At 68.9% G+C, this 25,771-nt stretch carries 23 protein-coding genes; 18 read left to right on the forward strand and 5 right to left on the reverse strand.

Annotated elements, in window-relative coordinates; all coding sequences use genetic code 11:
* Nucleotides 1–94: 94 nt before the first annotated feature.
* From treS to ACXKZF_RS06490, 6 genes are all read left to right on the forward strand, one after another.
* Nucleotides 95–2,341: a maltose alpha-D-glucosyltransferase gene (gene treS / locus ACXKZF_RS06465; RefSeq protein ID WP_488985972.1), complete on the forward strand. Its 2,247-nt coding sequence runs from the start codon at nt 95–97 to the stop codon at nt 2,339–2,341.
* A gap of 32 nt (nt 2,342–2,373) precedes the next feature.
* Entirely contained in the window at nt 2,374–2,925 is a 552-nt protein-coding gene (locus tag ACXKZF_RS06470) for a GIY-YIG nuclease family protein (RefSeq protein WP_243223089.1), read from the forward strand.
* Between the two features lie 92 nt (nt 2,926–3,017).
* Nucleotides 3,018–3,719 (forward strand): hypothetical protein, encoded by a 702-nt coding sequence (locus ACXKZF_RS06475; RefSeq protein WP_488985742.1) that lies wholly within the window; start codon nt 3,018–3,020, stop codon nt 3,717–3,719.
* Nucleotides 3,720–3,782: 63 nt separating this feature from the next.
* Nucleotides 3,783–4,385, forward strand: a complete 603-nt coding sequence (coaE, locus tag ACXKZF_RS06480; RefSeq protein ID WP_488985743.1) for a dephospho-CoA kinase — start codon at nt 3,783–3,785, stop codon at nt 4,383–4,385.
* Nucleotides 4,386–4,473: 88 nt separating this feature from the next.
* A complete protein-coding gene (gene uvrB, locus ACXKZF_RS06485; protein ID WP_488985744.1) occupies nt 4,474–6,543 on the forward strand; it encodes an excinuclease ABC subunit UvrB in 2,070 nt (689 codons plus the stop codon).
* Nucleotides 6,544–6,557: 14 nt separating this feature from the next.
* Nucleotides 6,558–6,980 (forward strand): VOC family protein, encoded by a 423-nt coding sequence (locus ACXKZF_RS06490; protein ID WP_488985745.1) that lies wholly within the window; start codon nt 6,558–6,560, stop codon nt 6,978–6,980.
* A 24-nt stretch (nt 6,981–7,004) separates the two neighbouring features.
* On the opposite strand, the gene ACXKZF_RS06495 is transcribed toward ACXKZF_RS06490, so the two are convergent.
* Entirely contained in the window at nt 7,005–7,241 is a 237-nt protein-coding gene (locus ACXKZF_RS06495; protein ID WP_314451237.1) for a hypothetical protein, read from the reverse strand.
* 35 nt (nt 7,242–7,276) lie between these two features.
* Here ACXKZF_RS06495 and ACXKZF_RS06500 point away from each other — a divergent pair, with 35 nt between their 5' ends.
* The 11 genes from ACXKZF_RS06500 (at nt 7,277) to ACXKZF_RS06550 (ending at nt 19,446) form a co-directional block, all read left to right on the forward strand.
* Nucleotides 7,277–7,711 carry a MarR family winged helix-turn-helix transcriptional regulator gene (locus ACXKZF_RS06500; RefSeq protein ID WP_488985746.1) on the forward strand — a complete coding sequence of 145 codons (435 nt, stop codon included), beginning with the start codon at nt 7,277–7,279 and terminating at the stop codon, nt 7,709–7,711.
* An 89-nt stretch (nt 7,712–7,800) separates the two neighbouring features.
* Entirely contained in the window at nt 7,801–10,770 is a 2,970-nt protein-coding gene (gene uvrA, locus ACXKZF_RS06505; RefSeq protein ID WP_488985747.1) for an excinuclease ABC subunit UvrA, read from the forward strand.
* A gap of 21 nt (nt 10,771–10,791) precedes the next feature.
* On the forward strand, nt 10,792–12,717 hold the full coding sequence (uvrC, locus tag ACXKZF_RS06510) for an excinuclease ABC subunit UvrC (RefSeq protein WP_488985748.1): 1,926 nt from the start codon (nt 10,792–10,794) through the stop codon (nt 12,715–12,717).
* Between the two features lie 30 nt (nt 12,718–12,747).
* A complete protein-coding gene (gene rapZ / locus ACXKZF_RS06515; RefSeq protein ID WP_055955207.1) occupies nt 12,748–13,626 on the forward strand; it encodes an RNase adapter RapZ in 879 nt (292 codons plus the stop codon).
* A 41-nt stretch (nt 13,627–13,667) separates the two neighbouring features.
* The gene (gene whiA, locus ACXKZF_RS06520; protein ID WP_055955205.1) at nt 13,668–14,645 is read left to right on the forward strand and encodes a DNA-binding protein WhiA; all 978 of its coding nucleotides are present in this window, start codon (nt 13,668–13,670) and stop codon (nt 14,643–14,645) included.
* 344 nt (nt 14,646–14,989) lie between these two features.
* Nucleotides 14,990–15,616 carry a superoxide dismutase gene (locus tag ACXKZF_RS06525; protein WP_055955202.1) on the forward strand — a complete coding sequence of 209 codons (627 nt, stop codon included), beginning with the start codon at nt 14,990–14,992 and terminating at the stop codon, nt 15,614–15,616.
* Nucleotides 15,617–15,719: 103 nt separating this feature from the next.
* A complete protein-coding gene (gene gap / locus ACXKZF_RS06530) occupies nt 15,720–16,730 on the forward strand; it encodes a type I glyceraldehyde-3-phosphate dehydrogenase (RefSeq protein WP_055955199.1) in 1,011 nt (336 codons plus the stop codon).
* A gap of 6 nt (nt 16,731–16,736) precedes the next feature.
* A complete protein-coding gene (locus ACXKZF_RS06535; protein ID WP_488985749.1) occupies nt 16,737–17,951 on the forward strand; it encodes a phosphoglycerate kinase in 1,215 nt (404 codons plus the stop codon).
* A complete protein-coding gene (gene tpiA, locus ACXKZF_RS06540; protein ID WP_055955193.1) occupies nt 17,942–18,730 on the forward strand; it encodes a triose-phosphate isomerase in 789 nt (262 codons plus the stop codon). Before ACXKZF_RS06535 ends, tpiA begins: the two co-directional genes overlap by 10 nt.
* 112 nt (nt 18,731–18,842) lie before the next feature.
* On the forward strand, nt 18,843–19,091 hold the full coding sequence (gene secG / locus ACXKZF_RS06545; protein ID WP_055955190.1) for a preprotein translocase subunit SecG: 249 nt from the start codon (nt 18,843–18,845) through the stop codon (nt 19,089–19,091).
* 1 nt (nt 19,092) lies between these two features.
* Nucleotides 19,093–19,446, forward strand: coding sequence for an RNA polymerase-binding protein RbpA (locus tag ACXKZF_RS06550; RefSeq protein ID WP_055955187.1), 354 nt, complete (start codon nt 19,093–19,095; stop codon nt 19,444–19,446).
* 69 nt (nt 19,447–19,515) lie between these two features.
* Here the strand turns inward: ACXKZF_RS06550 and ACXKZF_RS06555 are convergent, their stop codons facing one another.
* The 4 genes from ACXKZF_RS06555 to ACXKZF_RS06570 are packed head-to-tail and all read right to left on the reverse strand — an operon-like array spanning nt 19,516 to nt 24,159.
* A complete protein-coding gene (locus ACXKZF_RS06555; RefSeq protein WP_488985750.1) occupies nt 19,516–20,262 on the reverse strand; it encodes a hypothetical protein in 747 nt (248 codons plus the stop codon).
* Complete coding sequence (locus ACXKZF_RS06560) at nt 20,259–21,725, reverse strand: polysaccharide deacetylase family protein (protein WP_488985751.1); 1,467 nt, start codon at nt 21,723–21,725, stop codon at nt 20,259–20,261. The genes ACXKZF_RS06555 and ACXKZF_RS06560 overlap by 4 nt, the downstream gene beginning before the upstream one ends.
* 53 nt (nt 21,726–21,778) lie before the next feature.
* Complete coding sequence (locus ACXKZF_RS06565; RefSeq protein ID WP_243223100.1) at nt 21,779–22,834, reverse strand: NAD-dependent epimerase/dehydratase family protein; 1,056 nt, start codon at nt 22,832–22,834, stop codon at nt 21,779–21,781.
* Nucleotides 22,831–24,159, reverse strand: a complete 1,329-nt coding sequence (locus ACXKZF_RS06570) for a nucleotide sugar dehydrogenase (RefSeq protein ID WP_488985752.1) — start codon at nt 24,157–24,159, stop codon at nt 22,831–22,833. The genes ACXKZF_RS06565 and ACXKZF_RS06570 overlap by 4 nt, the downstream gene beginning before the upstream one ends.
* Before the next feature lie 293 nt (nt 24,160–24,452).
* On the opposite strand from ACXKZF_RS06570, the gene ACXKZF_RS06575 reads away from it, so the two are divergent.
* Nucleotides 24,453–25,733, forward strand: coding sequence for a glycosyltransferase family 2 protein (locus ACXKZF_RS06575; RefSeq protein ID WP_162240807.1), 1,281 nt, complete (start codon nt 24,453–24,455; stop codon nt 25,731–25,733).
* The last annotated feature ends 38 nt before the right edge of the window (nt 25,734–25,771 follow it).

Here is a 25,771-nt window from a genome sequence, read left to right on the forward strand (position 1 = left end):
GGCGCATCATCGTCTCGACCGACTAGCGTCGAGAAGGACGTGAGGGAGGTCGCGAGTGGACGATGCGGGCGAGCGTAGGGTGACGGACGACGAGATGGTGGGGTCGACACCGGTGGATGCGGAGGATGCGGCCGAGAACGTGTCCGAGATCAGCTACGACGAGCAGCGGTACCCGGCCCGGCCGCGGCGCCTTCGCCCGCGAGACCAGTTCCGCGGCGGCACGCTGCGGCGGTTCCTCACCGATCCACGAAACGCCAACGGACTCAACCCGTCCTATGTCGAATGGCTCGTGCGGCAGTCGATGTTGAAGGACGCCGACGTCCTGAGCCGGCAGTTGTCGGGTCAGCCGTCGATGTGGCGCAACCCCTATGCGCGTCCCGATGCTCGACGGGCCATCGAGTCGACCGACGTGTGGTTCACGGCGTACCCCATCTCGCTCATCACTCGACCGGGGGAGTCCTTCCTCGAGGCATTAGGCGATGAAGCTCTGTGGGAGGCGTTCGAGTGGGTGGGGGTCAACGGCATCCACACGGGTCCGGTCAAGCGCGCCGGCGGGATCACGGGATGGCAGGAGACGCCGAGCGTCGACGGTCACTTCGACCGCATCAGCACGCAGATCGACCCGGAGTTCGGCGATGAGAACGCCTTCCGGCGGGTGGCCGATGTGGCAGAGTCGCACGGCGGCAGCGTGATCGACGACATCGTCCCCGGCCACACGGGGAAGGGCGCCGACTTCCGCCTCGCCGAAATGGCCTACAAGGATTATCCCGGCATCTACCACATGGTCGAGATCCCTCGGGAGGACTGGGAAATGCTGCCGGAGGTGCCCGCGGGGCGCGATTCGGTCAATCTCGACGCCGACACCGAACGCGAGCTGAGCGCGCGCGGCTACATCATCGGCGAGCTGCAGCGCGTCATCTTCTACACGCCCGGTGTGAAGGAGACGAACTGGAGTGCGACGGCGCCCGTCGTCGGCACCGACGGTCTCGAGCGCCGGTGGGTCTACCTGCATTACTTCAAGGAGGGGCAGCCCTCGATCAACTGGCTCGACCCCACTTTCGCCGGGATGCGGCTGGTCATCGGCGACGCTTTGCACTCCCTCGGCGACCTCGGAACGAGCGCCCTTCGCCTGGACGCCAACGGCTTCCTCGGTGTCGAGAAGAGCGCCGAAGGTCTTCCCGCGTGGTCGGAGGGCCACCCGCTCTCGCACGCGGCGAACCACATCATCGCCGGCATGGTGCGAAAGGTCGGCGGCTTCACCTTCCAGGAGCTCAACCTGACGATGGAGGACATCCGCGACACCAGCGCGGTCGGCGCCGACCTGTCGTACGACTTCGTCACGCGCCCGGGCTATCACCACGCGCTCGCGACCGCGAACACGGAGTTCCTCCGCCTCGCCCTCAACACCGCTCTGGAAACGGGCGTCGAGCCGGTGCAGCTGGTGCACGGCATGCAGAACCACGACGAGCTGACCTATGAACTCGTCCACTGGGCGACCACGCATCGCGACACGCTCTATCCCTTCCGGCATGACGAGCACTCGGGAGCGGAGATCGCCGAGATGGTGCGCGCGGAGTTGACCGAGAAACTGACGGTCGACGCCGACTACAACCTCGTCTTCACCCAGAACGGCATCGCCTGCACGACGGCATCCCTCATCGCCGCCACGCAAGGCAAATCCACCCTCGGCGAGATCACCGAGGCCGACGTGCCCGCCATCCGCGACGCGCACCTCTTGCTGGCGAAGTACAACTCGTGGCAGCCCGGCGTGTTCGCCCTGTCGGGATGGGACCTCACGGGATCGCTTACGCTGCCCGCCGACGAGGTGCGCCACCTCATCTCGTCGGGCGACACCCGCTGGATCGAGCGCGGTGCCCACGATCTGCTCGATGTGGCCCCCGACGCGGCGTCGTCGATCTCGGGGATGCCGCGTGCCCGCTCGCTCTACGGATCGCTGGGAGACCAGCAGGCGGATCCGCAGTCGTTCCTGTCTGGGCTGCGCGACGTGCTGCGCATCCGCGGTGACCACGGCATCGCGATCGCGTCGCAGATCGACATCCCCCAGGTGGGTCACCCGAGCATGCTCGTCCTGGTGCACCGACTCGACGGGGGCGACCGCCGCGCCGAGGATGCACCGCTGCAGATTACGGTGCTGAACTTCTCGGCCGAGACGATCGAGGGGACGGTGCGCTCCGAGTATCTCGTTCCGCAAAGCACCGCAGTGGATGCCGCGACCGGTGACGTGCTCGGACGTGTCGACGAACTGCAGAGCTTCTCGATCGAGCTGGGTCCGTACGCCGGTCTCTTCCTGGTGATGGAGGGTCCCGAGAGCGACGAGTGAACGATGTCGGGGGTCGGGCATAGCGTGAGCGCATGTCCGCCCCCGTCTGCCTCGTCGTCTCCTGCGCCGGTGCCGTCGACCCCGCGGCGCCGGTGGCGCTCTGCGAGTGGCACGCGGCCGTCAGCGCGGAGTGGACGACAGCGCACGACGGTGTGACCGACCTTCTGCCGACACCGTGCCGACTGTGCGCATCGCGCCTCGGGGTGCGGTGGCCGACCGGGTGGCTGTGCGCGGTATGCGAATGGCCGCACGGCGACGCCGTCGACGATGAACTACCTCCGCCCCGCGTTGACGTCGTGTACTACCTGCGGTTCGAGGACCGCATCAAAATCGGTACGACAGCACGGCCGCGACAGCGGCTCGCCGCCATCTGGCATGACGAACTCCTCGCCTTCGAGCCGGGCGACAGGCTGGTCGAGCGGCGCCGTCACGAGCTGTTCGCCGACGAGAGGTTCGGGCGCACGGAATGGTTCCGGCGGTCCACGGCCCTCGACGCGCACCTCGACCGACTCGCGGCCGGGGTCGACGACCCGTGGGCCCGGTACGCCCGGTGGGTGAGCGAAGCGATCGCCCGGCGCGGGTGAGGGAACACCTGTCCGCGCCGGCGGCAAGCCCTCGTGGGCTCTGAGGCGAGCCGTCTAGCGTGGGACGCACACGATGTAGGAGGCAGCGCACCATGGGATTCCTCGATCGACTCTTCGGATCCGGCGACGAGACGCCGCAGCGCGCGGCCGCATCGGCTGCACCGCGTGGTGCGGCGAGCGAACTGCGCGATGCCGACGGCAGGTACGCACCCCCACCGGCCGGCGGCGGTGACTTCGTGGCATCCGGATCCGACGAGGACCGACAGGCCGTCGATCGCTACCGGTACCTCTTGCGCACAGCTCCGCCCGAGACGGTGGAGCAGGTGCACGCCGAGGCGTTCGGCAAGCTCACGCCCGCGCAGCGTCAGCAGGTACTGCAGGATCTCTCGTCAGGTCTGGCGCCCTCCGAGCGTCCGGCCGACGACCAGCCCGCCTCTCTCGCGCGCGCCGCGACCCGCGCCGAGTACTCGCAGCCCGGTTTCATGGAGCGCACGTTCGGCGGGCGGTCGTTCTCGGGCGGCCCGGGCTTCGGCTCGATGCTGGGCGCGTCGATGCTCGGCACGATCGGCGGATACGTGGTGGGCTCGGCGCTCGTGGGCGCGATGTTCGACCCGGGGTACGACGCCGGGTACGCCGACGGCGCCGCCGCGGATGCCGGGGCGGGCGAGGCGGGTGCGGGCGATGCCGCGGCGGGTGATGTCGGGGCGGTCGACGCCGGCGGGGTGGACCCCGGTGCGGGCGGCGACATCGGAGCGGACTTCGGCGGCGACTTCGGGGGCGACTTCGGCTTCTGAGGGCACGCGGTCAGAGGGCCGGCGCTCGGCTTCGTGCGCCCCACGATGTGACATCCTCGTCCAATGCCCCTTCTCGCGTTGACGGGTGGAATCGCCTCGGGCAAGTCCACCATCGCGACCGCTCTCGCCGACCACGGAGCCGTCGTCATCGACGCGGACGCGATCGTTCGCGAGGTACAGGCGCCCGGATCGCCTGTGCTCGAGGCGATCGCCGCGGAGTTCGGTTCCGCGGTGCTCCGTGATGACGGCGCGCTCGATCGTCCTGCTCTCGGTGCTCTGGTGTTCGGTCACCGCGACCGGCTCGCCGCCCTGAATGCGCTCGTGCACCCCGCCGTCCGCTCCGAATCGCAGCGGCGGTTCGATGAGGCGTTCGCCGCCGATCCGGATGCCGTTGTCGTCTACGACGTGCCGCTGCTCGCGGAGGCGAGAGGCGGGGATACCTGGGATCTCGTCGTCGTCGCCCATGCGCCTGTGGAGGAACGTGTACGCCGTCTCGTCGAGATCCGCGGACTCAGCGAGGGGGATGCGCGCGCGCGCATCGGGTCGCAGGTCGGTGACGAGGAGCGCCTCGCCCTCGCCGACGTGGTCATCGACACGGGCACGACCCTGGATGCCACCCGGCAGCAGGCCGACCAGCTGTGGGACCGCGTGACGCGCCCTCGCTGACGGTCGGGTCTCTCTGTTCCTCGTCGCGCTCGCGTACGGCGAAACGCAACCCGACCCCGATGTCGGAGGCCCCGCCTACGCTGGAATCATGCAGGCAACGCGTTCCGTCCGTCCCTTCGAGGTCATCAGCGAGTACTCGCCCTCCGGCGACCAGCCGCAGGCGATCGCCGACCTCGCCGCGCGCATCAACGCCGGCGAGACCGACGTCGTGCTGCTGGGTGCGACCGGTACCGGAAAGTCGGCGACGACGGCCTGGCTGGTGGAGCAGGTGCAGCGCCCCACGTTGGTGCTCGCGCACAACAAGACCCTCGCGGCGCAGCTGGCGAACGAGTTCCGCGAGTTGATGCCGAACAACGCCGTCGAGTACTTCGTCTCCTACTACGACTATTACCAACCCGAGGCCTATGTGCCGCAGACCGACACGTTCATCGAGAAGGACTCATCGATCAACGCCGAAGTCGAGCGTCTGCGCCACTCGACCACCAACTCGCTGCTGTCCCGCCGCGACGTGATCGTCGTGTCCACGGTGTCGTGCATCTACGGCCTCGGTGCGCCCGAAGAATACCTGCGCGCGATGGTCGCCCTGCAGGTGGGGGAGCGGTACGACCGCGACGCGCTCATCCGCAAGTTCATCTCGATGCAGTACAACCGCAACGACGTCGATTTCTCGCGCGGCAACTTCCGCGTGCGAGGCGACACGATCGAGATCATCCCGGTCTACGAGGAGTACGCCATCCGCATCGAGATGTTCGGCGACGAGATCGAGGCGCTGTACACGCTGCACCCGCTCACCGGTGACGTCATCGAGAAGATGGATTCCGTCCCGATCTTCCCGGCATCTCACTACGTCGCCGGCACCGAGACGGTTCAGAGGGCGATCGGCACCATCGAGCACGAGCTCGAGGAGCGCCTGAAAGAGTTCGATTCGCAGGGAAAACTCCTCGAAGCGCAGCGTCTGCGCATGCGCACGACGTTCGATCTCGAGATGCTGCAGCAGCTCGGTTTCTGCTCGGGCATCGAGAACTACTCGCGTCACATGGACGGCCGCATGCCCGGCGACCCGCCGCACACGCTGCTCGACTTCTTCCCCGACGACTTCCTGCTCGTCATCGACGAGTCGCACGTGACGGTGCCGCAGATCGGTGCGATGTACGAGGGCGACGCGTCGCGCAAGCGCACGCTGGTGGAGCACGGGTTCCGACTGCCGAGCGCCATGGACAACCGCCCCCTGCGGTGGGATGAATTCAAGGAGCGCGTCGGTCAGGCCGTCTATCTGTCGGCGACGCCGGGTCGGTACGAGATGGGCATCGCCGACGGGGTGGTCGAGCAGATCATCCGTCCGACGGGCCTGGTGGACCCCGAGATCGTCGTGAAACCGTCGAAGGGCCAGATCGACGATCTGCTCGAAGAGATCCGTGTGCGCGTCGAACGTGACGAGCGCGTGCTCGTCACCACCCTGACCAAGAAGATGGCCGAAGAGTTGACCGACTTCCTCGGGGAACACGGTGTGCGGGTGCGGTACCTGCACTCCGACGTCGACACCCTGCGGCGCGTCGAGCTGCTGACCGAGCTGCGCGCCGGCGTCTACGACGTGCTCGTGGGCATCAACCTGCTGCGAGAAGGACTCGACCTGCCCGAGGTCTCGCTCGTGGCGATCCTCGATGCAGACAAAGAGGGATTCCTCCGCAGCGGGACGTCGCTCATCCAGACCATCGGCCGTGCCGCACGAAATGTCTCCGGTGAGGTGCACATGTACGCCGACAGGATCACCGACTCGATGCGCAACGCGATCGACGAGACCGATCGACGGCGCGAGAAGCAGGTCGCTTACAACACCGAACACGGGATCGACCCGCAGCCGCTTCGGAAGAAGATCGCCGACATCACCGAGGTGTTGAACCGCGAGGCCACTGACACGAGGAAGCTGCTCGCCCGTAACGACAAGGCGGGCAAGGGCAAGTCGCCCACGCCGTCGCTGCGTCGGACGGGGATCGCCGCCGAGGGTGCGGATCAGCTCGAGTCGACGATCGCCGACCTCACGCAACAGATGTTGGCGGCGGCGGCGGAGCTCAAGTTCGAGCTCGCCGGGCGTCTCCGTGACGAGGTGCAGGACATGAAGAAGGAGCTCCGAGCGATGGAGAGAGCCGGGCACGCCTGAGCCCGCAACCGCACATGGACCAACGGATCACCCTCGTCACCCTCGGAGTTCGCGACCTCTCGCGCTCGATCGCCTTCTACCGTGCCCTGGGATGGACGGCGCATCCGACATCCGTCGATGGCGAAGTCGCATTCTTCGACACGGGCGGCCTCGTGCTGGCCCTGTGGGGTCGCGACGAACTGGCGGCGGATTCGGGCGTCGACGACAGCGGCGGATGGGGTGGCGTGACCCTGGCCCACAACGTCCTCGAGGCGGAGAAAGTCGACACCGTCCTGGCCGACGCCGTGGCAGCGGGTGCGCGACTGGCGCGCGCGGGTGCACCGACGCCGTGGGGCGGGTACTCCGGGGTCTTCATCGACCCCGACGGTCACCCGTGGGAGGTCGCCGTCAACCCGGGGTGGCCATTGGACGAGGCGGGGCGCCCGCAGCTGGGGTGACGACCGACCGGCACGCTCACGGTGTCAGGGGCAGTGCAGCAGGGGCTTCGGCCCGGATCGGTCGACGCTGTGCTCCGTCATCGGGTGACCGCACAGGGGGCAGGGGCGACCCGTGCGGATCGGCTCCGGGGTCGTCTCGTAGGGGCCGACCGAAGCGGGTCCGGCGACGCGGATGAGACGTGTGTTCAGGTACTGATACCACCCGCCCGCCTCGCGCACGCGCTCGCGGAGCGGTGGGCGATCGGAATCCTTTCGTGTCATGATTATTAGTGTACTAACGATTAAGGAGGTCGCGCGTGCAGGATCCGTTGAGGCTGGAGAGCCAGGTGTGCTTCGCCCTCGTCACCGCCGCCCGCAACATCGTCTCGATCTACCGTCCCGTGCTCGAGCCACTCGGCCTGACGCATCCGCAGTACCTGGTAATGCTCGCCCTGTGGGAGCGATCGCCGCGCACTCTCGGGGCGCTGGCCGCCGAGCTCGCGATGGAACCGGCCACGCTGTCGCCCCTGGTCAAACGCCTCGAGACGCAGGGACGCGTCGATCGCACCCGCCGCACCGACGACGAGCGGGTGCTCGACATCGCGCTCACCGACGAGGGGCGCGCGCTGCGCGAATCCGCACTCGCCGTCCCCGGCCAGATCATGGCGCGAGTGGGCGTCTCGGAGGAAGCGCTGATCGCGCTCCGCGACGGTCTCGCGCCCTTCGCCGGGGGCGCCCGCGCGGGGGAATGAAGCCCGCCTCGCGTCGCCGCACTCTCGCACATCCGTGCGCCCGGGGCGAACCCGGGGCCGATGTCGGAGGCCCGACCTAGACTTAACACGTGCCGATCGTTCCCGTTTCTTCGCCCACCTCGCCCGCCACCTCAGGTACGAGCGGAAAGCTCAGTGTGCGTGGCGCGCGCGTGCACAACCTCAAGAACGTCGACCTCGACATCCCACGCGATTCCCTCGTCGTCTTCACCGGCCTGTCCGGCTCGGGCAAGTCGAGCCTCGCATTCGACACGATCTTCGCCGAGGGTCAGCGCCGCTACGTCGAGTCGTTGAGCGCCTATGCGCGCCAGTTCCTCGGGCAGGTCGATCGACCCGACGTCGACTTCATCGAGGGTCTCAGCCCGGCGGTCTCGATCGACCAGAAATCGACCAACCGCAACCCCCGCTCGACGGTCGGCACGATCACCGAGATCCACGACTACATGCGTCTGCTCTGGGCGCGCGTCGGCGTACCCCACTGCCCCGACTGCGGTGCGCGCATCCAGCGTCAGACGATCCAACAGATCGCCGACCAGCTGATGGAGCTGCCGGAGCGCACCCGCTACCAGATCGTCGCCCCGGTCGTCACGCAGAAGAAGGGCGAGTTCGTCGACCTTTTCAAGGAGCTCAGTGCGAAGGGCTACGCGCGCGCCGTCGTCGACGGCGACTTGATCCAGTTGGCCGAGCCGCCGACGCTGAAGAAGAGCTACAAGCACGACATCGCCGTCGTCGTCGACCGGCTCGTGGCATCCGGAGACAACCTCAGCCGCGTCACCGATTCGGTCGAAACGGCGATGGGTCTCGCGGGCGGCATCATGCAGGTGAACTATGTCGACGAAGAGGGCGACGACGCCTGGCAGTCGTTCTCCGAGAAGCTGTCCTGCCCCAACGGGCACCCGCTGCAGCTCACCGAGATCGAACCGCGTACGTTCTCGTTCAACGCCCCCTTCGGCGCCTGCCCGGTCTGTTCGGGTCTCGGAACGCGCATGTCGGTCGACGTCGACCTCATGCTCGGCGACGAGGAGCTGTCGATCCGCGACGGCGCCATCCTGCCGTGGACGACGCAGGGCAAGGGCCTCTTCCAGTACTACGAGCGCCTCCTCGAGGGTCTGGCCCGTGATCTTGACTTCTCGCTCGACACCCCGTGGAAGAAGCTGACGCACGACGTGCAGCAGGCGGTGCTGCGCGGCGAGAACTACAAGGTCACGGTCAAGTGGAAGAACCGCTATGGCCGTGAGATGCGTTACTCCTCGGGGTTCGAGGGTGTCGTGCCCTACATCGAGCGTCAGTACCTGCAGGCGGAGTCCGACGCGCAGCGCCAGCGCTGGTCGGAGTACCTCCGCGAGGTCCCGTGCGCCGTGTGCGACGGCGACCGCCTCAAGCCCGAGGTGCTCGCCGTGCTCGTCGACGGCACCTCCATCGCCGCCGCATCCCGCATGAGCCTCTCCGACGCCCGCGAGTTCTTCTCGGAACTCACTCTCACCGACCGCGAGGCCACCATCGCTGCGGCGGTGCTGCGCGAGATCCGCGCGCGCCTCGACTTCCTCCTGCAGGTGGGGCTCAATTACCTCAGCCTCGGGCGAGCGGCCGGCACCCTGTCGGGCGGCGAGGCGCAACGTATCCGCCTCGCCACGCAGATCGGCTCGGGCCTCACGGGCGTGCTGTACGTTCTCGACGAGCCCTCCATCGGACTCCACCAGCGTGACAACCGTCGTCTGATCCAGACGCTCGAGACCCTCCGCGACCTCGGCAACACCCTCATCGTCGTGGAGCACGACGAAGAGACCATCCACGCGGCCGACTGGGTCGTCGACATCGGACCCCGCGCCGGCGTAGACGGCGGCAACGTCGTGCACTCCGGGCCCCTCGCCGAATTGCTGACCGACGAGAGCTCCCTCACCGGCGCATACCTCTCGGGCCGTCGCGCGATCGAGGCGCCGAAGAAACGACGCAAGATCGACAAGAAGCGCCAGGTCACCGTCGTCGGCGCACGCGAGAACAACCTGCAGAACGTCACGGTCGACTTCCCCCTCGGTGTCCTCACGGCGGTGACCGGCGTGAGCGGATCGGGCAAGTCGACGCTGGTCAACGGCATCCTGTACGAGGTCCTCGCCTCGAAGCTGAACGGCGCGCGCCGCGTCCCCGGCAAGCACACCCGCGTGACCGGTCTCGACAACCTCGACAAGGTCGTGCACGTCGACCAGGCCCCCATCGGCCGCACGCCGCGCTCGAACCCGGCGACCTACACGGGCGTCTTCGACCGCATCCGCACGCTGTTCAGCGAGACCCCCGAGGCGAAGGTCCGCGGCTACCAGGCCGGCAGATTCAGCTTCAACGTCAAGGGCGGCCGTTGCGAGGCGTGCTCGGGCGACGGCACGTTGAAGATCGAGATGAACTTCCTGCCCGACGTGTACGTCGACTGCGAGGTCTGCCACGGCAAGCGCTACAACCGCGACACCCTGTCGGTGCACTACAAGGGCAAGAACATCGCCGAGGTGCTCGAGATGCCGATCTCGGAGGCCGCGGAGTTCTTCGAGCCCATCCAGGCGATCCACCGCTACCTCAAGACCTTGGTCGACGTCGGTCTCGGCTACGTCCGGCTCGGCCAGTCGGCCACGACCCTCTCGGGGGGTGAGGCCCAGCGCGTCAAGCTCGCCACCGAGCTCCAGCGCCGCAGCAACGGCCGGTCCATCTACGTGCTCGACGAGCCGACGACGGGTCTGCACTTCGAGGACGTGTCCTTGCTGCTTAAGGTGCTGAATGGCCTCGTCGACAAGGGCAACTCGGTCATCGTCATCGAGCACAACCTCGACGTCATCAAGAGCAGCGACTGGGTGATCGACCTCGGGCCCGAGGGCGGCGCCGGCGGCGGCACGATCGTGGCGACCGGCACTCCCGAACAGGTTGCGAAGGTCGAGGGCAGCCACACCGGCGCCTTCCTCGCCGAGCTCCTCGAGACCGGGCGCACAGGGACGCAGCGCAACGCCCCCTCGCTCGACGCGGACAGCGCCGAGCGGGAGCTCGTGAGCGCGGCGGGCTGACCCGTGGCATCCCGAGAACGGATGTCGCACCTGCCCTACCGACCCAAGGCCGGAGAGATCCCCACCAATCCGGGGGTGTATCGGTTCCGGGATGCCGAGGGGCGGGTGCTGTACGTCGGCAAGGCCAAGAACCTGAGGGCGCGACTGTCGAACTACTTCGCTCCGCTGTATTCGTTGCACGAGCGGACGCGCCGGATGGTGACCACCGCGGCGAGCGTCGAGTGGACGGTCGTGCCGAGCGACGTCGACTCGCTCCAGCTGGAGTACATGTGGATCAAGGAGTTCGACCCGCCCTTCAACGTGCGCTATCGCGACGACAAGTCGTACCCCTTCATGGCGATCACCCTCGCCGATGAGGCGCCGCGGGTGATCGTGACCCGCAACCACAAGATCCGCGGCGCGAAGTACTTCGGCCCGTACCCCAAGGTGTGGGCGGTGCACGACACGATCGACCTGATGATCAAGGTCTTCCCCATCCGCACGTGCAGCGACTCGTCCTACAAGAAGGCGATGGCGTCGGGGCGTCCGTGCTTCCCGGGGCAGATCGGCCGCTGCGGCGGGCCGTGCTCGATGAAGGTCACGATCGACGAGCACCGGGCCGTGGTCAACGACTTCATCGCGTTCATGTCGGGCGGCGACCAGCGCTTCGCGCGCGACCTCACCGCGCGCATGAAAGAGGCCTCGGCCGCGATGGACTACGAGTCGGCCGCACACTACCGCGACCGCCTGCAGGCCATCGACGCCGTGCTCGGCAAGAGCGCCCTGGTGCTGGGATCCGACACCGACGCCGACCTGTTCGGCATCGCCGAAGACGAGCTCGCCGCGACCGTGCAGCACTTCGTCGTACGCGGCGGCCGTGTGCGCGGTGTGCGCGCGACGACGATCGAGAAAGAGATCGACATCTCGGGCGCCGAGCTCGTCGATCAGGTGCTGCAGCGCACCTACGGCGATGCGGATGCCGCTGATATCCCGCGGCAGGTGCTCGTGCCCGAGCTCCCCGACGACGCCGAGCAGCTCGAAGCATGGCTGCGTGAGCGTCGCGGGCGCCCGGTCACCCTGCAGGTGGCCCAGCGCGGACGTAAGTCCGACCTGCTGAAGACGGCCACGCTGAACGCGCAGCAGGCGCTCATGCTGCACAAGACGCGCCGCACGAGCGATTACGTCGCCCGCTCGCAGGCCCTGACCGATCTGCAGGAGGCGCTCGGCATGACCGAGGCACCGCTGCGCATCGAGTGCTTCGACGTGTCGCACCTCGCCGGCACCAACGTCGTGGCATCCATGGTCGTCTTCGAAGACGGGCTGCCGCGAAAAGATCAATACCGCTCGTTCGGCGTCGCCGAGACCACCGACGACACCGACTCGATGTATCAGGTGCTCACGAGACGACTCGCCTACCTCGACCGGCCCGAGGAGATCGAGCCCGAGACCGTCGGGGGCGCGATCATCGCCGACCCCGACTCCGATCAGGCCACCGCCGACGGCGACGTCGTGACCGCGCGCAAACGCCCGCGCTTCGCGTACCGGCCACAACTGCTCGTCGTCGACGGCGGTCAGCCGCAGGTCGCGGCGGCGGCCCGGGCGCTCGCCGACGCGGGGCACGAGGAGATCGCGCTGTGCGGCATCGCCAAGCGGCTCGAAGAGGTGTGGCTGCCGGGGGAGGACTACCCGGTCATCCTGCCGCGCACCTCGGAGGCGCTCTATCTGCTGCAGCGCCTGCGCGACGAGGCCCACCGTTTCGCCATCGTGCACCAGCGCAAGCGTCGAAAGCGCGACATCACGAGCGTGCTCGCGGAGGTCCCCGGGCTCGGCGACACCCGCATCAAGGCGTTGCTCCGGCACTTCGGGTCGGTCTCAGCGCTCAAAGACGCCAGTCCCGACGAGATCACGGCTCTTCCCGGGATCGGTCCGGCGCTCGCTGAGGCGATTCACTCGCACCTGGCTCGGTAGGCTGTGACGACACGACGGGAGGCCACGCCCATGGAGCCGGAACGCGACGAGCCAGGTGAGGTGCTGATCGTCACCGGCATGTCGGGGGCCGGGCGGTCCACCGTCGCCAACGCCCTCGAGGACCTCGATTGGTACGTCGTCGACAACCTGCCGCCTCAGATGCTGCGGCCGTTGCTCGAGCTCACCGAGCTCGCGGGCGGTGCGGTGCCCCGGGTGGCCGTCGTGGTCGATGTGCGCGGCCGATCGCTGTTCAGCGACCTGCCCGAGGCGATGCGCGCACTGCAGGCGGGTCGTCAAGTGCGGGTCGTCTTCCTGGATGCCAGCGACGCGGTGCTCGTGCGCCGGTTCGAGGCCGTGCGCCGACCGCATCCCCTGCAGGGCGACGGCACCATCGTCGACGGCATCCGACGCGAACGCGAGCGTCTCGCGCCCCTGCGGGAGGCCGCCGACATGGTGATCGACACCTCGGGTCTGAACGTGCACCAGCTGTCGCTGCGCACCGTGACACTGTTCGGTGAAGAGGGTGCCGCGCGCCACACCGTCACGCTCATGAGCTTCGGTTTCAAGTACGGGCTGCCGCCCGACGTCGACCTCGTCGCCGACATGCGCTTCCTACCGAACCCGTTCTGGAACGAAGACCTCCGCCCCCTCACGGGCGAAGACCCCCTGGTGCGGGAATACGTGCTGGGCCAAACGGGGGCGTCGGAATTCCTCGACGCCTACGCGGCCGCACTCCGCCCGGTGCTGGACGGGTATCAGCGCGAGAACAAGCGGCATTCGGTCGTGGCGGTGGGCTGCACCGGCGGCAAGCATCGCTCGGTGGTGATGGCGCGGGAGCTGGCTGCACGTCTGGCCGATGTTCCCGGGGTGGCCGTCCGCGTGGCTCATCGCGACCTCGGTCGCGAGTAGGCTGTACCGTCGCCCCCGCCGCCCCCCACCCGAGGAGAACCGTGCCGCTGACCGCCGACGTGAAGGCCGAACTCATCACCGTTCGCGACCCGCGCCCGACCGCGCGCGTCGCCGAGCTCACGGCCCTCCTGCGCTTCTCCGGTGGTCTGCACTCCATCGCCAACCGCGTCGCCGTCGAGGCCGAACTCGACTCCGACGTCCTCGCGCGTCGGGTCGCCCGCGACCTCGTGGAGTTGTACGGCGTGCGTCCCGAACTGCACCACGTGCAGGGCTCCGGGGGTCGTACCGGGGGTTACTACGCCGTGCGCGTCATCGAGGCCGGCGAGACCCTCGCACGCCAGACGGGACTGCTCGATCAGCGTCGCCGCCCGGTGCGCGGTCTTCCCAACAAGCTGACCACGGGCTCGCGGCCCGACCTCAGCGCCATCTGGCGCGGAGCGTTTCTGGCGAGCGGCTCGCTGAGCGATCCGGGCCGGTCCGCGGCCCTGGAGATCTCGTGCCCGTCGTCCGAGGCGGCGATGGCGCTCGTCGGTGCCGGTCACCGCATCGGCATCCCGGCCAAGGCCCGCGAGGTGCGCGGGGTTCCGCGCGTCGTGGTGCGCGACGGCGAGGCGATCCGTGGCGCGCTGTACGAGATGGGCGCCCGCCGGACCGCGGGGGAGTGGGACCAGATGCGTCAGCGCCGCGAGGTGCGCGCCGGCGTGAACCGCCTCGTCAACTTCGACGACGCCAACCTCCGCCGCTCGGCCCAGGCCGCCGTGGCCGCCTGCGCCCGGGTGGAGCGCGCGCTCGAGATCCTCGGCGACGAGGTCCCCGACCACCTGCAGCAGGCCGGCGAGCTACGCCTGGCGCACCGCGACGCGAGCCTCGACGAGCTCGGGCACCACGCCGACCCGCCCCTCACGAAAGACGCCGTGGCCGGACGCATCCGCCGCTTGCTGGCGATGGCCGACAAGAAGGCCGAGGTCGAGGGCATCCCGGGCACCGAGGCCGCCGTGCCGATGGGCGCCGAGGACTGAGACCCCTTCGGATGCCGTGATCCGCGGCATCCGCGCGATCCGCTCTCGCGCGCTCCGCTCCCGCGCGCTCCGCTCCCGCGCGCTCTGCTTCGGCGTGCACCGCTCCCGCGGCGGAGACGGCGTGGATGTGCCGTGCGCGGGCATCCTCCGGATGCCGTTGTCCGCGGCATCCGATCCCGCCTGCGCCCGACGCGGCGGGCGCTACCTTCCGTCATCCGGGGAAGCAACCCTGTGGGTCGGGCGTTACCCCTCAATAGGATGAAGACGTCACCCTCGCTGCGCGGTTCCTCGCACGTCGTCTCGGCGGAGAGGTCCCGGCGGCGCCCGATTCGGAAGTTGAGATCATGGCGAAGTACACGCTGCCCGAACTGCCCTACGACTACTCGGCCCTGGAGCCGCACATCAGTGCGACGATCATGGAGCTGCACCACAGCAAGCACCACCAGACCTACGTCAACGGCGCGAACACCACCCTCGACCTGCTCGCCGAAGCGCGCGAGAAGGGCGATTTCGCCAACATCAACCGTCTGCAGAAGGACCTCGCGTTCAACCTCGGCGGCCACACGAACCACTCGATCTTCTGGACGAACCTCTCGCCCAACGGCGGCGACAAGCCCACCGGCGACCTCGAGTCGGCGATCGACGACCAGTTCGGCTCGTTCGATGCGTTCCGCGCGCAGTTCACCGCCGCCGCTCTCGGCGTGCAGGGCTCCGGCTGGGCCGGACTCTTCTGGGACTCGATCGGTGAGAACCTCGTGATCCAGCAGTTCTTCGACCAGCAGGGTCAGATCGTCGCGGGCACCGTCCCGATCCTCCTGCTCGACGTCTGGGAGCACGCGTACTACCTCGACTACAAGAACGTGCGCGCCGACTACGTCAAGGCGTTCTGGAACATCGCGAACTGGGCCGACGCCCAGCAGCGCTTCACCGCCGCCCGCGAGAAGACCGCGGGTCTGCTGGTACTGTCGTAAACGGCGTGGGCGTCCCGGTGGGCACTCCGCCGGGACGCCGTTGTCCGCCAGCGAACACCGCAATCACGCGCATATCGCGCACAACTGATTCAGGAGAAATTCCGTGACCGTCAAGATCGGAATCAACGGCTTCGGCCGTATCGGACGCAACTACCTCCGCGCGGCTCTCGCGCAGGGGGCCGACCTCGAAATCGTGGCGGTGAACGACCTCACCGACAACAAGTCGCTGGCGCACCTCCTCAAGTACGACTCCGTCGGCGGCGTGCTGACCGAGGACGTCTCGTACACCGCTGACTCCATCACCGTCGGCGACAAGACCATCAAGGTCTTCGAAGAGCGCGACCCCGCCAACCTCCCCTGGGGCGAGCTGGGTGTCGACATCGTCATCGAGTCGACCGGTCGCTTCACCAAGGCGGAAGACGCCAAGAAGCACATCACGGGTGGTGCCAAGAAGGTGCTCATCTCGGCTCCCGCCACGGGTGACGACGCGACCATCGTCATGGGCGTCAACGAAGAGACCTACAACCCCGAGACCGACGTCATCATCTCCAACGCGTCGTGCACCACGAACTGCCTCGCGCCGCTGGCCCAGGTCTTCGAAGAGGCGTTCGGCATCGAGCGCGGCTTCATGATGACCGCTCACGCCTACACGGCCGACCAGAACCTGCAGGACGGCCCGCACAGCGACCTCCGTCGTGCCCGCGGTGCGGCGATCAACATCGTCCCCGCCTCGACCGGTGCCGCCAAGGCCATCGGCCTGGTGCTGCCCGAGCTCAACGGCAAGCTCAGCGGCTCGTCGTACCGCGTGCCGGTGCCCACCGGCTCGATCGTCGACCTCACCATCATCACGCCCACCGACGGTCTGACGGTCGACCAGGTCAACGAGGTCTACAAGAAGGCCGCCGCCGAGGGCCGCCTCAATGGCATCCTGCAGTACACCGAAGACCCGATCGTCTCGAGCGACATCCAGGGCAACCCGCACTCGTCGATCTTCGACGCGGAGCTGACCAACGTCAGCGGCAACCTCGTCAAGGTCTCGTCGTGGTACGACAACGAGTGGGGTTACTCCAACCGCCTCGTCGACCTCACCGAGTACGTCGCCGAGCGCCTGTAACCCTTCATGGCTCTGCGCACCCTCGATTCGCTGGGGTCGCTCGCCGGCACGCGCGTCATCGTCCGTTGTGATCTGAACGTCCCCCTCAAGGACGGCGTCATCACGGACGATGGCCGCGTGCGCGCGTCGCTTCCTACTCTCAACGCACTGATCAACGCCGGCGCGCGTGTGGTCGTGTGTTCGCACCTGGGCCGCCCCGACGGGGCGCCCGACCCGAAGTACTCACTCGAGCCGGTCGCGCAGCGCCTGTCCGAACTGCTGGGCCAGCCGGTCGCGTTCGCGCGCGACACGGTCGGCGAGTCGGCTCAGGATGCCGTCGGCTCGCTCGAGAACGGTGAGGTCGCCGTCATCGAGAACCTGCGCTTCAACGCGGGGGAGACCTCGAAGGACGAGTCCGAGCGTCAGGCCTTCGCGCGAGAGCTCGCCGGTCTCGGCGACGCCCTCGTCTCCGACGGTTTCGGCGTCGTGCACCGCAAGCAGGCGAGCGTTTACGATCTCGCCCAGCTGGTGCCCTCGGCCGCGGGCCTGCTCATCCAGAAGGAGCTCGAGGTCCTCGACCGTCTGACCGAGAACCCCGAGCGCCCCTACACGGTCGTGCTCGGCGGATCGAAAGTCAGCGACAAGCTCGGCGTCATCGAACACCTGCTGCCCCGCGTGGACAAGCTTCTCGTCGGCGGCGGCATGATGTTCACCTTCCTCGTCGCCGAGGGGTACCAGGTCGGCGCGAGCCTGCTCGAGAAGGACCAGATCGACACCGTGAAGGGCTACCTCGCCACGGCGAAGGAGCGCGGCGTCGAGATCGTCCTCCCCGTCGATGCCGTCGTCGCAGCGTCGTTCTCGGCGGACGCCGAGCACGTCGTCGCCGACGCCCAGGCCCTGGAGGACACCGACTTCGGTGCGTCCGGACTGGGACTCGACATCGGACCCCGCACGGCGGAGATCTTCGCCGACGCGATCCGCGGTTCGCGCACCGTCTTCTGGAACGGCCCGATGGGCGTGTTCGAGATGAAGGCGTTCGAAGCCGGCACCAAGACCGTCGCCCAGGCGCTCACCGAGGTCGACGGCCTCAGTGTCGTCGGCGGCGGCGACTCCGCCGCAGCCGTGCGTCAGCTCGGTTTCGCGGACGAGGCGTTCGGCCACATCTCCACCGGTGGCGGCGCGAGCCTGGAGTTCCTCGAAGGCAAGAAGCTCCCCGGACTGGAGGTCCTCGGATGGCAGTGACCAGAACCCCTCTCATCGCCGGCAACTGGAAGATGAACCTCGACCACCTGCAGGCGGTCGCGTTCGTCCAAAAGCTGCACTGGACGTTGAAGGAGGCGAAGCACGACAAGGGCAGCGTCGAGGTCGCGGTGTTCCCGCCGTACACCGACCTGCGCACGGTGCAGACCCTCCTCGACGCCGACAAGATCGAGTTCGCCCTCGGCGGGCAGGACCTCTCGGCCCACGACTCCGGTGCGTACACCGGGGAGATCTCGGGCCAGTTCCTCGCCAAACTCGACGCGAAGTACGTCATCATCGGGCACTCCGAGCGTCGTCAGTTCCATCACGAGAGCGACGAGGTCATCGCGGCGAAGACGCAGGCGGCGTTGCGCCACGGCCTCGTGCCCGTGATCTGCGTCGGCGAGACCTCGGACGACCTCGAGAAGTTCGGCGCCAGCGCCGTTCCGGTCGGGCAGCTCGAGGTCGCACTCGAGGGTGTGTCGGCGGATGCCGACATCGTCGTCGCGTATGAGCCCGTTTGGGCGATCGGCTCCGGTCAGGCCGCGACGCCCGACCAGGCGCAGGAGGTCTGCGCGAAGCTCCGCGCGGTCGTCGCCGACAAGCTCGGTGCTGACGCCGCCTCCCGCACGCGCGTGCTGTACGGCGGTTCGGTGAAGTCGGGCAACATCGCCGGCTTCATGCGCGAGCCCGACGTCGACGGTGCCCTGGTAGGCGGTGCGAGCCTCGTCGTCGACGAGTTCGCCGCGATCATCCGGTTCCAGAAGCACGTCGGCGTCTGACGCTCACCGATGCCCGCGGCGCCTCGCCGCGGGCATCCGTGCGTCCGCGCCCCCTCCCTCTATACTTGACGCTTGTGCGGTCGACCAGGCCGCTCGCGAAAGGCTTTCGACAGTGCAGATTCTCGAGTTCGTCCTGCAGGTGCTCCTGGGCGTCACCAGCCTCCTGCTGACCCTGCTCATCCTGCTCCACAAGGGTCGCGGCGGCGGTCTCTCCGACATGTTCGGTGGCGGCATGAGCTCGGCGATGGGTTCCTCCGGACTCGCGGAGCGCAACCTCAACCGCTTCACGGTCGTCCTGGCTCTGACGTGGTTCGTCACCATCGTCGGCCTCGGCCTGCTGACCAAGTTCGCGGAGCTCTGACATGGCCACCGGAGGTAATGCGATCCGCGGCTCCCGCGTCGGTGCCGGGCCCATGGGCGAGCAGGACCACGGCTTCCACGCCGATCGCGTGGCCGTGTCCTACTGGGACGCCCTCGGAAACGAGACGGTGCGCTACTTCGCCGCGGGCATTCCCGACGACGAGATCCCCGAGACGATCGACTCACCGCACTCGGGCCTTCCGGCCGGGCGCGACAAGGCGAACCCCCCGGCCCTTGCCAAGGCGGAGCCCTACAAGACCCACCTCGCTTACGTGAAGGAGCGTCGAAGCGACGAAGAAGCCGCTTCCCTCCTCGACGACGCGTTGCAGCAGTTGCGCGAGCGCCGCGGTCAGTGACGATCGAGAGGGCCGGATGCCATGGCATCCGGCCCTTCGTCGTTCTTCCGGCTGTTCTGGAGCGCTCGCCTAGCGGACCGGTGAGTCCGTGACCAATCGCGTCCACGGTCCCGACGGGACATCGTCATCGTCGACGAATGCCCAGTCGACCCGGTCGGCTTCGCCGTCGAGGTCGGCGAAGCCGAGGCATCCGTTGAGCGCCGGTGAGACGTCGAGACCGGCGCCGTTGAAGCGGGTGTTGGCGGGGCGTCGGTCGTCGGAGCCGAACACGTAGTCGGCGTCGTGGTACTCGCCCGGCCCTGCGTCCTGGATCTGCCCGTAGCAGAGGTGCCCGTCCTTGTGCAGGACGACCCAGCGGTTCTTCATCAGGCTGACCGTCGGGTCGTCGAGGGATGACGCGAAGGCGGGGTCGTGGGCCCATGGGACGACCTCGCCACGGAGCGCGAACCCCTCGGGGTCGTTGACGTCGTCGAAGGGCAGGTCGAGATAGAACGGGTTCTGGCGCGGCGTCATCCTGGTGGGGAAGAAGTCGGTGTCCACTGTCCGCGACTCGGTGCGACACGACCCGCCGGTGTCGATGCCGTCGCATCCGCCGTACGCGGCGAGCCAGTCGCTGTCGTACGTCGACACGCGTTGGCTGCCGTCGGGAGCCTCGGGGTCGAAGACCTCGCCCACCCAGAACGTCGTCGCCACGATCGCGGTGTGCCAGGGGTAACCGGTGTCGGGGCGCGACGGCTCGACCGGCGCGCAGGCGCACACGACGGTGGCGACGCCCACCGCGAGGGTGATCGCCGCCGCCGTCCGCCGTGTGGTCATTCCGCGGTGGTGGCCTCGGTGGGCCGGAAGAGCTCGACCGGACCCTCAGGCGGCGTCGCCGAGGTCGGTGAGGTCGATGAGGTGGGCGGCGTCACGGCGCCGGCGGGGGACATCGGGGGCGCACCGGCGCTGTCGTAGAGCTGAAGGTCATCGGTGCGCAGGGTGCCGTCACCGAAGATCGTGAGGGCGAAACTGATGCCGTCGTAGCCCGCGGGGATCGCCGGTGTCGTCCAGTCGGCCTGCGTCCACTGCGTCGCCGCGGCGAACCACGGGCTCGAGGTCCAGTACGACCACGCCCCGGTCGTGGAGCGCAGGTAGACCGCGAACTGGGTGACTCCGCTGGCGAGATACCACTCGCGGAGCGTGTACGTCCGCCCGGCCGTCACCGTCGGCGCGCACTGGCCCAGATCGAACTGCGGGAGGAGCTTCGCGTCGCCGTCCGCGTAGTTCGACATGGTGATGCCGCTGGCGACCGAGCCCGTGTGCGCGGGTGCCCCCGTGCTGAAGGCGGGGGCGTTGCTGCCGTAGCCGCCGCGCATCCAGCAGTCGGGAGCGCCGACCTCGAGGCTCGCGTTCATGATGCCGTTCGTCGACCCGGTGGGGGCCGCGACGACCGGTCCGCTGACGAGCGGCTTGGCGGCGCCGCCGATGACGTCGCCGATCGTCCGCACCACCGTGCCGGCGGCTTGTCGGGTCTTCAACCACGCCATGAAGCTCGAGAACACGCTCGGGGTGACGGCGAGGTCGCTGCACGCGTCGGCGCACACGTCGTGGAAGGTGTACTGCACCCACCCGCCGCCGTTGCGCTCGGCATTCGTGACGCCGGCTTTGAGGTCGTCGAGCGACCAGGTGGCATCCACCTGATCCAGGGCTCTCAGCGCGTACCGGTCAGCGGGGCGCGGCGACTCGGCGTAGGAGCAGTCCGGGCACCCGAAGCGACTACGGATGTCGCCGAGCAGCCGGGCGCTGCTGTACCCGCACGCTTCGGCGGCCCGCTCGACCTCGGGCGTGCTGGAGGCGAAGGGGTAGGCGAAGCTGCGGACGGTGAACCCCCACGACGTGAGGTTGCGGCGGTCGGTGCAGATCTGCCTCTTCGCCTCGTCGACGCTCACCTGCGCGAGGTCGGGGTGATTCACGGTGTGCCCGCCGATCTCGTGGCCGGCATTCTTCAGGGTCGTCAGATCGGCGCGGGTCATGTGGCCTGCGGCGCCGATGAACCCCGAGGGCACGTAGAAGGTCGCCCGCATGCCGTTCGAACGGAGTGCGGGGAGCGCCTGCAACTGATTCGCGTCGGCGTCGTCGAACGTCAGACTCACGATCGTGCGGGTCGCTGCCTCGGCGGGCGGCGCGGGGGACACGACGACGAGAGCCCCGGCTGACACCGCGACGGCCGCCACCACGGCGACACCGCGGCGTAGGGCCGCCCTCGACGTGCGGGCGACCTGCGTGCGGGCGACCTGCACGTGGGGAACCGGCCCGCGGGGGATCGGCCGACGGGTGCCCGGCCCGCGAGGGATCACAACGCACCCCGGAACGAGTCGGCGCCAGCGAGCGGCATGGCATCCGACCCCAGCCGTTCGCGCGAGAGCAGGTCCGCGGCGACACGCATGATGGTCGAGGTCAGCGAGGTGCGTGGCTCGTAGCCCACGAGGTCGTTCGCCTTGGTGTTGTCGGGCACGCGACGGCGCATGTCTTCGAAGCCCGGCGCGTAGGCCTGCGCGTACGGCACCAGTTCGACCGTGCTGCGGCTGTCGAGGGTGCGGATGACCTCGTGCGCGAGATCGAGGATCGAGATCTCGCGGGCGCCCCCGAGGTTGTACGCCTGTCCGCGCGACCGCGGGTCGCGCTCGACGAGGACCATCGCGGGGACGACGTCCTCGACGGCGGAGAAACAGCGCGTCTGCAGACCGTCGCCGAACACAGTCAGCGGCTGACCGCGCAGCGCCTGCCCGACGAGGTTCGGCAGCACCATGCCGTAGCGGCCGGTCTGACGCGGCCCGACGGTGTTGAACAGCCGCACGATCGAGACATCCAGACCCTCCTGGTCGCAGTACGCCTTCGCGAACGCCTCGTCGATGCCCTTGGCGCCGGCGTAGGTCCAGCGCGAGAGGAGCGGGTCGCCGAGGACCCGGTCGGAGTCCTCGCGCAGGCGATCGGCGGTGTTCTTGCCGTACACCTCGCTGGTCGACACCAGCAGCACCGAGGCCTGCCGCTCGATCGCGGCGGTGAGGACGTTCTCGGTGCCGTGGATGTTGACGCGAAGGCCCCGCAGTGGCTGCTCGACGATGAGCTTCACGCCCACCGCCGCCGCGAGATGGAAGACACGGTCGCATCCCTGCATCGCCTGGCCCACCGTCAGGGTGTTCAGGATGGAGCCGTGGATCATGGTCAGCCGCGGGTGGTCCACGACTCCGGCGAGGTTGCGGGCGGATCCGGTGGAGAGGTCGTCGAGGACGACGACCTCATCGCCGAGACCGAGCAGGTGCTCGACCAGGTGGCTGCCGACGAAACCGGCGCCGCCGGTGACGAGCGATCGTGTCGCGGCGCGGCCGGGATACACCTGCACGCTCACAGCAGCACCCGTCCCGCGATGTCGGCGCTGCGGTAGGTGCCGTCGACGACGACGGTGTCGATGTCGAGCCAGGCGAGATCGCTGTCGTGGTGGCGCGTGTGCACGAGCACCACATCGGGCCGGAACGCGGCAGGATCGGCGAGCGAATCGCGCTCGCGCCCCGACCCGAGGTGGATGTGCGCCGCATGCGTGTCGACGTACTGCACCTCGGCACCGAGATCGATGAGCAGGTCGATGATCTCCAGGGCGGGGGACTCGCGGAGATCGGCGACGTCGGGCTTGTAGGTCACCCCGACCACGAGGACCCGCGCGCCGAGGGTGCTCTTGCCCGCCTTCCCGAGTACGTCGCGGATGCGCTCCACCACCCGACGGGGACGCGCGGCGATGCGCGTCATCGCCTCCGTGATGAGGCCGGCATCCACGTGCAGGGCTTTGAGCTGCCACAGCAGGTAGTGCGGGTCGCACGGGATGCAGTGACCGCCGACACCCGGCCCGGGATAGAACGCCATGAATCCGTACGGCTTCGTGCTCGCCGCCTCGATCACCTCGGTCACCGGGACCTCGAGTGCCCCGCAGATGTCGGCGAACTCGTTGGCGAGGGCGATGTTGACCGCGCGGAAAGTGTTCTCGAGCAGCTTCGTCATCTCGGCGGTCGCCAGGCTCGACACGCGGTGCACGCGCGCCGCGTACCGGGAGAGCAGACGCGCGCCCTCCTCCTCGCATTCAGGGGTCGCCCCGCCCACCACGCGAGGGACCACCTCTTGGGCGAAACCGGCGTTGCCGGGGTCGATGCGTTCGGCGCTGAACGTCACGAACACGTCGCGGCCGATCTGCATCCCCCTATCGCGCAGGGGCTGCTCGATGAGGTCGTGGGTGCAGCCGACGTAGGTGGTGGAGGTGAGCATGATCAGCTGACCCGGGCGTGCGGCGGCGACGACGGTGGCGCAGGCCGTGCGCAGCGGGACGAGATCGGGTACCTGTCGGTCGTCGACGGGGGTGGGCACGCACACGACGATGGCGGCGGCGCGGCCGAGCTCGCGGACGTCCCCGGTCAGCCGGAAGTCACCCGGGGCGTGCAGGGCGACGTCGAGCCGCTCGCGGTCGGAGTCGATGAGATCGGCACCGCGGGCCGCGATCGTGCGCAGACGGCGAGAAGACGCATCCAGCGCGAGCACCCGAGCGCCACTCGCGTGGTGGGCGAGAGCCGTTGGCAGGCCGACGTATCCGAGACCGACGATGGCGACGTCGAAATCGAACGGGACGTCTGCCGGTGCGGGGTCGAGCGGGGCCGGGAACAGGTCCGCCCGGACATCGAGTGTGGACATCATCATCCTCCAGAAGCGGGTAGGTGAAGCAGAGTCGGATCTCACGGTCGACCCCTCGCTCACCCTCAGCCGCGGCGGAGGCGACCGTCAAGCAACGGGCGGCGATCGTGCGGGTCGCCGCGAACCGCACGCGATCTTGCGGGAGACCGCATCCGGCGTGCGGGTCGGCGCGCGCCGACGGCGGCTGTCGACGCGTACGGTCGAGCGCGAGCGAAGGGGGATGCCGTGTCTCGAGCGGTCAGCGATGCGCCGACGGCCACGCCCGCCGCGCGAACACCCGCGGGATGGGTCGCGTGACACTCGCTGTCGTGCTGATCGTCGTGATCTGCACGATCGGGCTCTCGACCGCGGTGTGGGGGGTCGCCGCCCTGTGTCGGCTCGCCGCCGAAGGGCGCACCGGCGCATCCCTGCTGTCGCCGTCGATGTTCTTCCGTCCCGAGGAGGTGGCGGTGCTCATCGCCGCGCACGACGAGCAGCTCGTGATCGCGGACGCCGTCCGCGCGGCACGCGCCCTCGTCCCGGCGCGCAACGTCTTCGTCGTCTCGGACGGCTCGAACGACGAGACCGCGGCGCGCGCCCGCGAGGCGGGCGCCACGGCATGGGATCTCGTCCCCAACCGGGGGAAGGCGGGAGCGATCCGCGCCGGCCTCGCGCACTTCCGCATCCCCGAGCGCTTCCCGCTGCTGCTCCTCCTCGATGCCGACTCGCGTCCTCGACCGGACTACCTGCGCACCGGCCTGCCGCTTTTCACCGATGAGGGGGTGGTGGCGGTGGCGGGACGGGCGACGACGGCCCCGGATGCCGCGACCCGGGGGATGGGCCGGCTTCTCACGTCCTACCGGGAGCGGACCTACGTCTGCACGCAGTACCTCCACAAATTCGGTCAGGCGGCACGCGCGACGGATGCGGTGGCGATCGTGCCGGGATTCGCGAGCATGTACCGCACCGACGTCCTCGACCGCATCGACATCGACGCGCCCGGGCTCTCGATCGAGGACTTCAACATGACCTTCGAGGTGCACGCGAAGCGTCTGGGACGCATCGCGTTCCACCCGGCGTGCGCGATTGCCGAGACGCAGGACCCCGCCCTCTTCCGGGACTACTCCGCGCAGATGCGGCGGTGGAGTCTCGGCTTCTGGCAGACGGTGCGGCGCCACGGTCCGCGCCGGGGCCTGTTCTGGGCGTCCGTCGGCGTGTTCGCGGTGGAGACGGTCGTCTCCAGCCTCGTGCTCACCGCGATGGTGCCGGTCCTGGCGGTCGCCGCGATCGCGGCCGCAGCGAGCGTGATGCTCGCCGGAGAGGCGTCGACCGTCGCGTCGGCGGTGGCGACCGTGCTGCCGGTGGGTCCGTTGGCCGCGGCCTTCCTCGCGGCGGATGCGGCGATGACGGTGTTCTCCTGCGCCGTCACCGGCACTCGGCCGCGCGTATGGATGCTCCTCTTCCCGCTGCTGCGGGTCTGGGACGCGGTGCTGTGCCTCCGCGCGCTCGTCGCGGCGATCGGACGCGGACGGCCCTCCGACGGTCGCTGGCGCAGCCCCGACCGCCGGGCGGCGTTGTCACCCGTCTCGCCCTGAGCCCCGGCATCCGAGTCCGACGTCGTCCTCGCGTGTCC

The sequence above is a fragment of the Microbacterium sp. ABR10 genome, assembly GCF_057812175.1.

Bases quoted from the DNA above. Each gene is read 5' to 3' on its own strand.
- ACXKZF_RS06570 (WP_488985752.1), bottom strand. From the start codon at position 24,159: ATGTCCACACTCGATGTCCGGGCGGACCTGTTCCCGGCCCCGCTCGAC.
- ACXKZF_RS06490 (WP_488985745.1), top strand. From the start codon at position 6,558: ATGGACCAACGGATCACCCTCGTCACCCTCGGAGTTCGCGACCTCTCG.
- tpiA (WP_055955193.1), top strand. From the start codon at position 17,942: ATGGCAGTGACCAGAACCCCTCTCATCGCCGGCAACTGGAAGATGAAC.
- coaE (WP_488985743.1), top strand. From the start codon at position 3,783: ATGCCCCTTCTCGCGTTGACGGGTGGAATCGCCTCGGGCAAGTCCACC.
- ACXKZF_RS06475 (WP_488985742.1), top strand. From the start codon at position 3,018: ATGGGATTCCTCGATCGACTCTTCGGATCCGGCGACGAGACGCCGCAG.
- ACXKZF_RS06550 (WP_055955187.1), top strand. From the start codon at position 19,093: ATGGCCACCGGAGGTAATGCGATCCGCGGCTCCCGCGTCGGTGCCGGG.
- ACXKZF_RS06555 (WP_488985750.1), bottom strand. From the start codon at position 20,262: ATGACCACACGGCGGACGGCGGCGGCGATCACCCTCGCGGTGGGCGTC.
- rapZ (WP_055955207.1), top strand. From the start codon at position 12,748: ATGGAGCCGGAACGCGACGAGCCAGGTGAGGTGCTGATCGTCACCGGC.
- ACXKZF_RS06525 (WP_055955202.1), top strand. From the start codon at position 14,990: ATGGCGAAGTACACGCTGCCCGAACTGCCCTACGACTACTCGGCCCTG.
- uvrB (WP_488985744.1), top strand. From the start codon at position 4,474: ATGCAGGCAACGCGTTCCGTCCGTCCCTTCGAGGTCATCAGCGAGTAC.
- uvrC (WP_488985748.1), top strand. From the start codon at position 10,792: ATGTCGCACCTGCCCTACCGACCCAAGGCCGGAGAGATCCCCACCAAT.
- ACXKZF_RS06535 (WP_488985749.1), top strand. From the start codon at position 16,737: ATGGCTCTGCGCACCCTCGATTCGCTGGGGTCGCTCGCCGGCACGCGC.
- treS (WP_488985972.1), top strand. From the start codon at position 95: ATGGTGGGGTCGACACCGGTGGATGCGGAGGATGCGGCCGAGAACGTG.
- ACXKZF_RS06470 (WP_243223089.1), top strand. From the start codon at position 2,374: ATGTCCGCCCCCGTCTGCCTCGTCGTCTCCTGCGCCGGTGCCGTCGAC.
- ACXKZF_RS06495 (WP_314451237.1), bottom strand. From the start codon at position 7,241: ATGACACGAAAGGATTCCGATCGCCCACCGCTCCGCGAGCGCGTGCGC.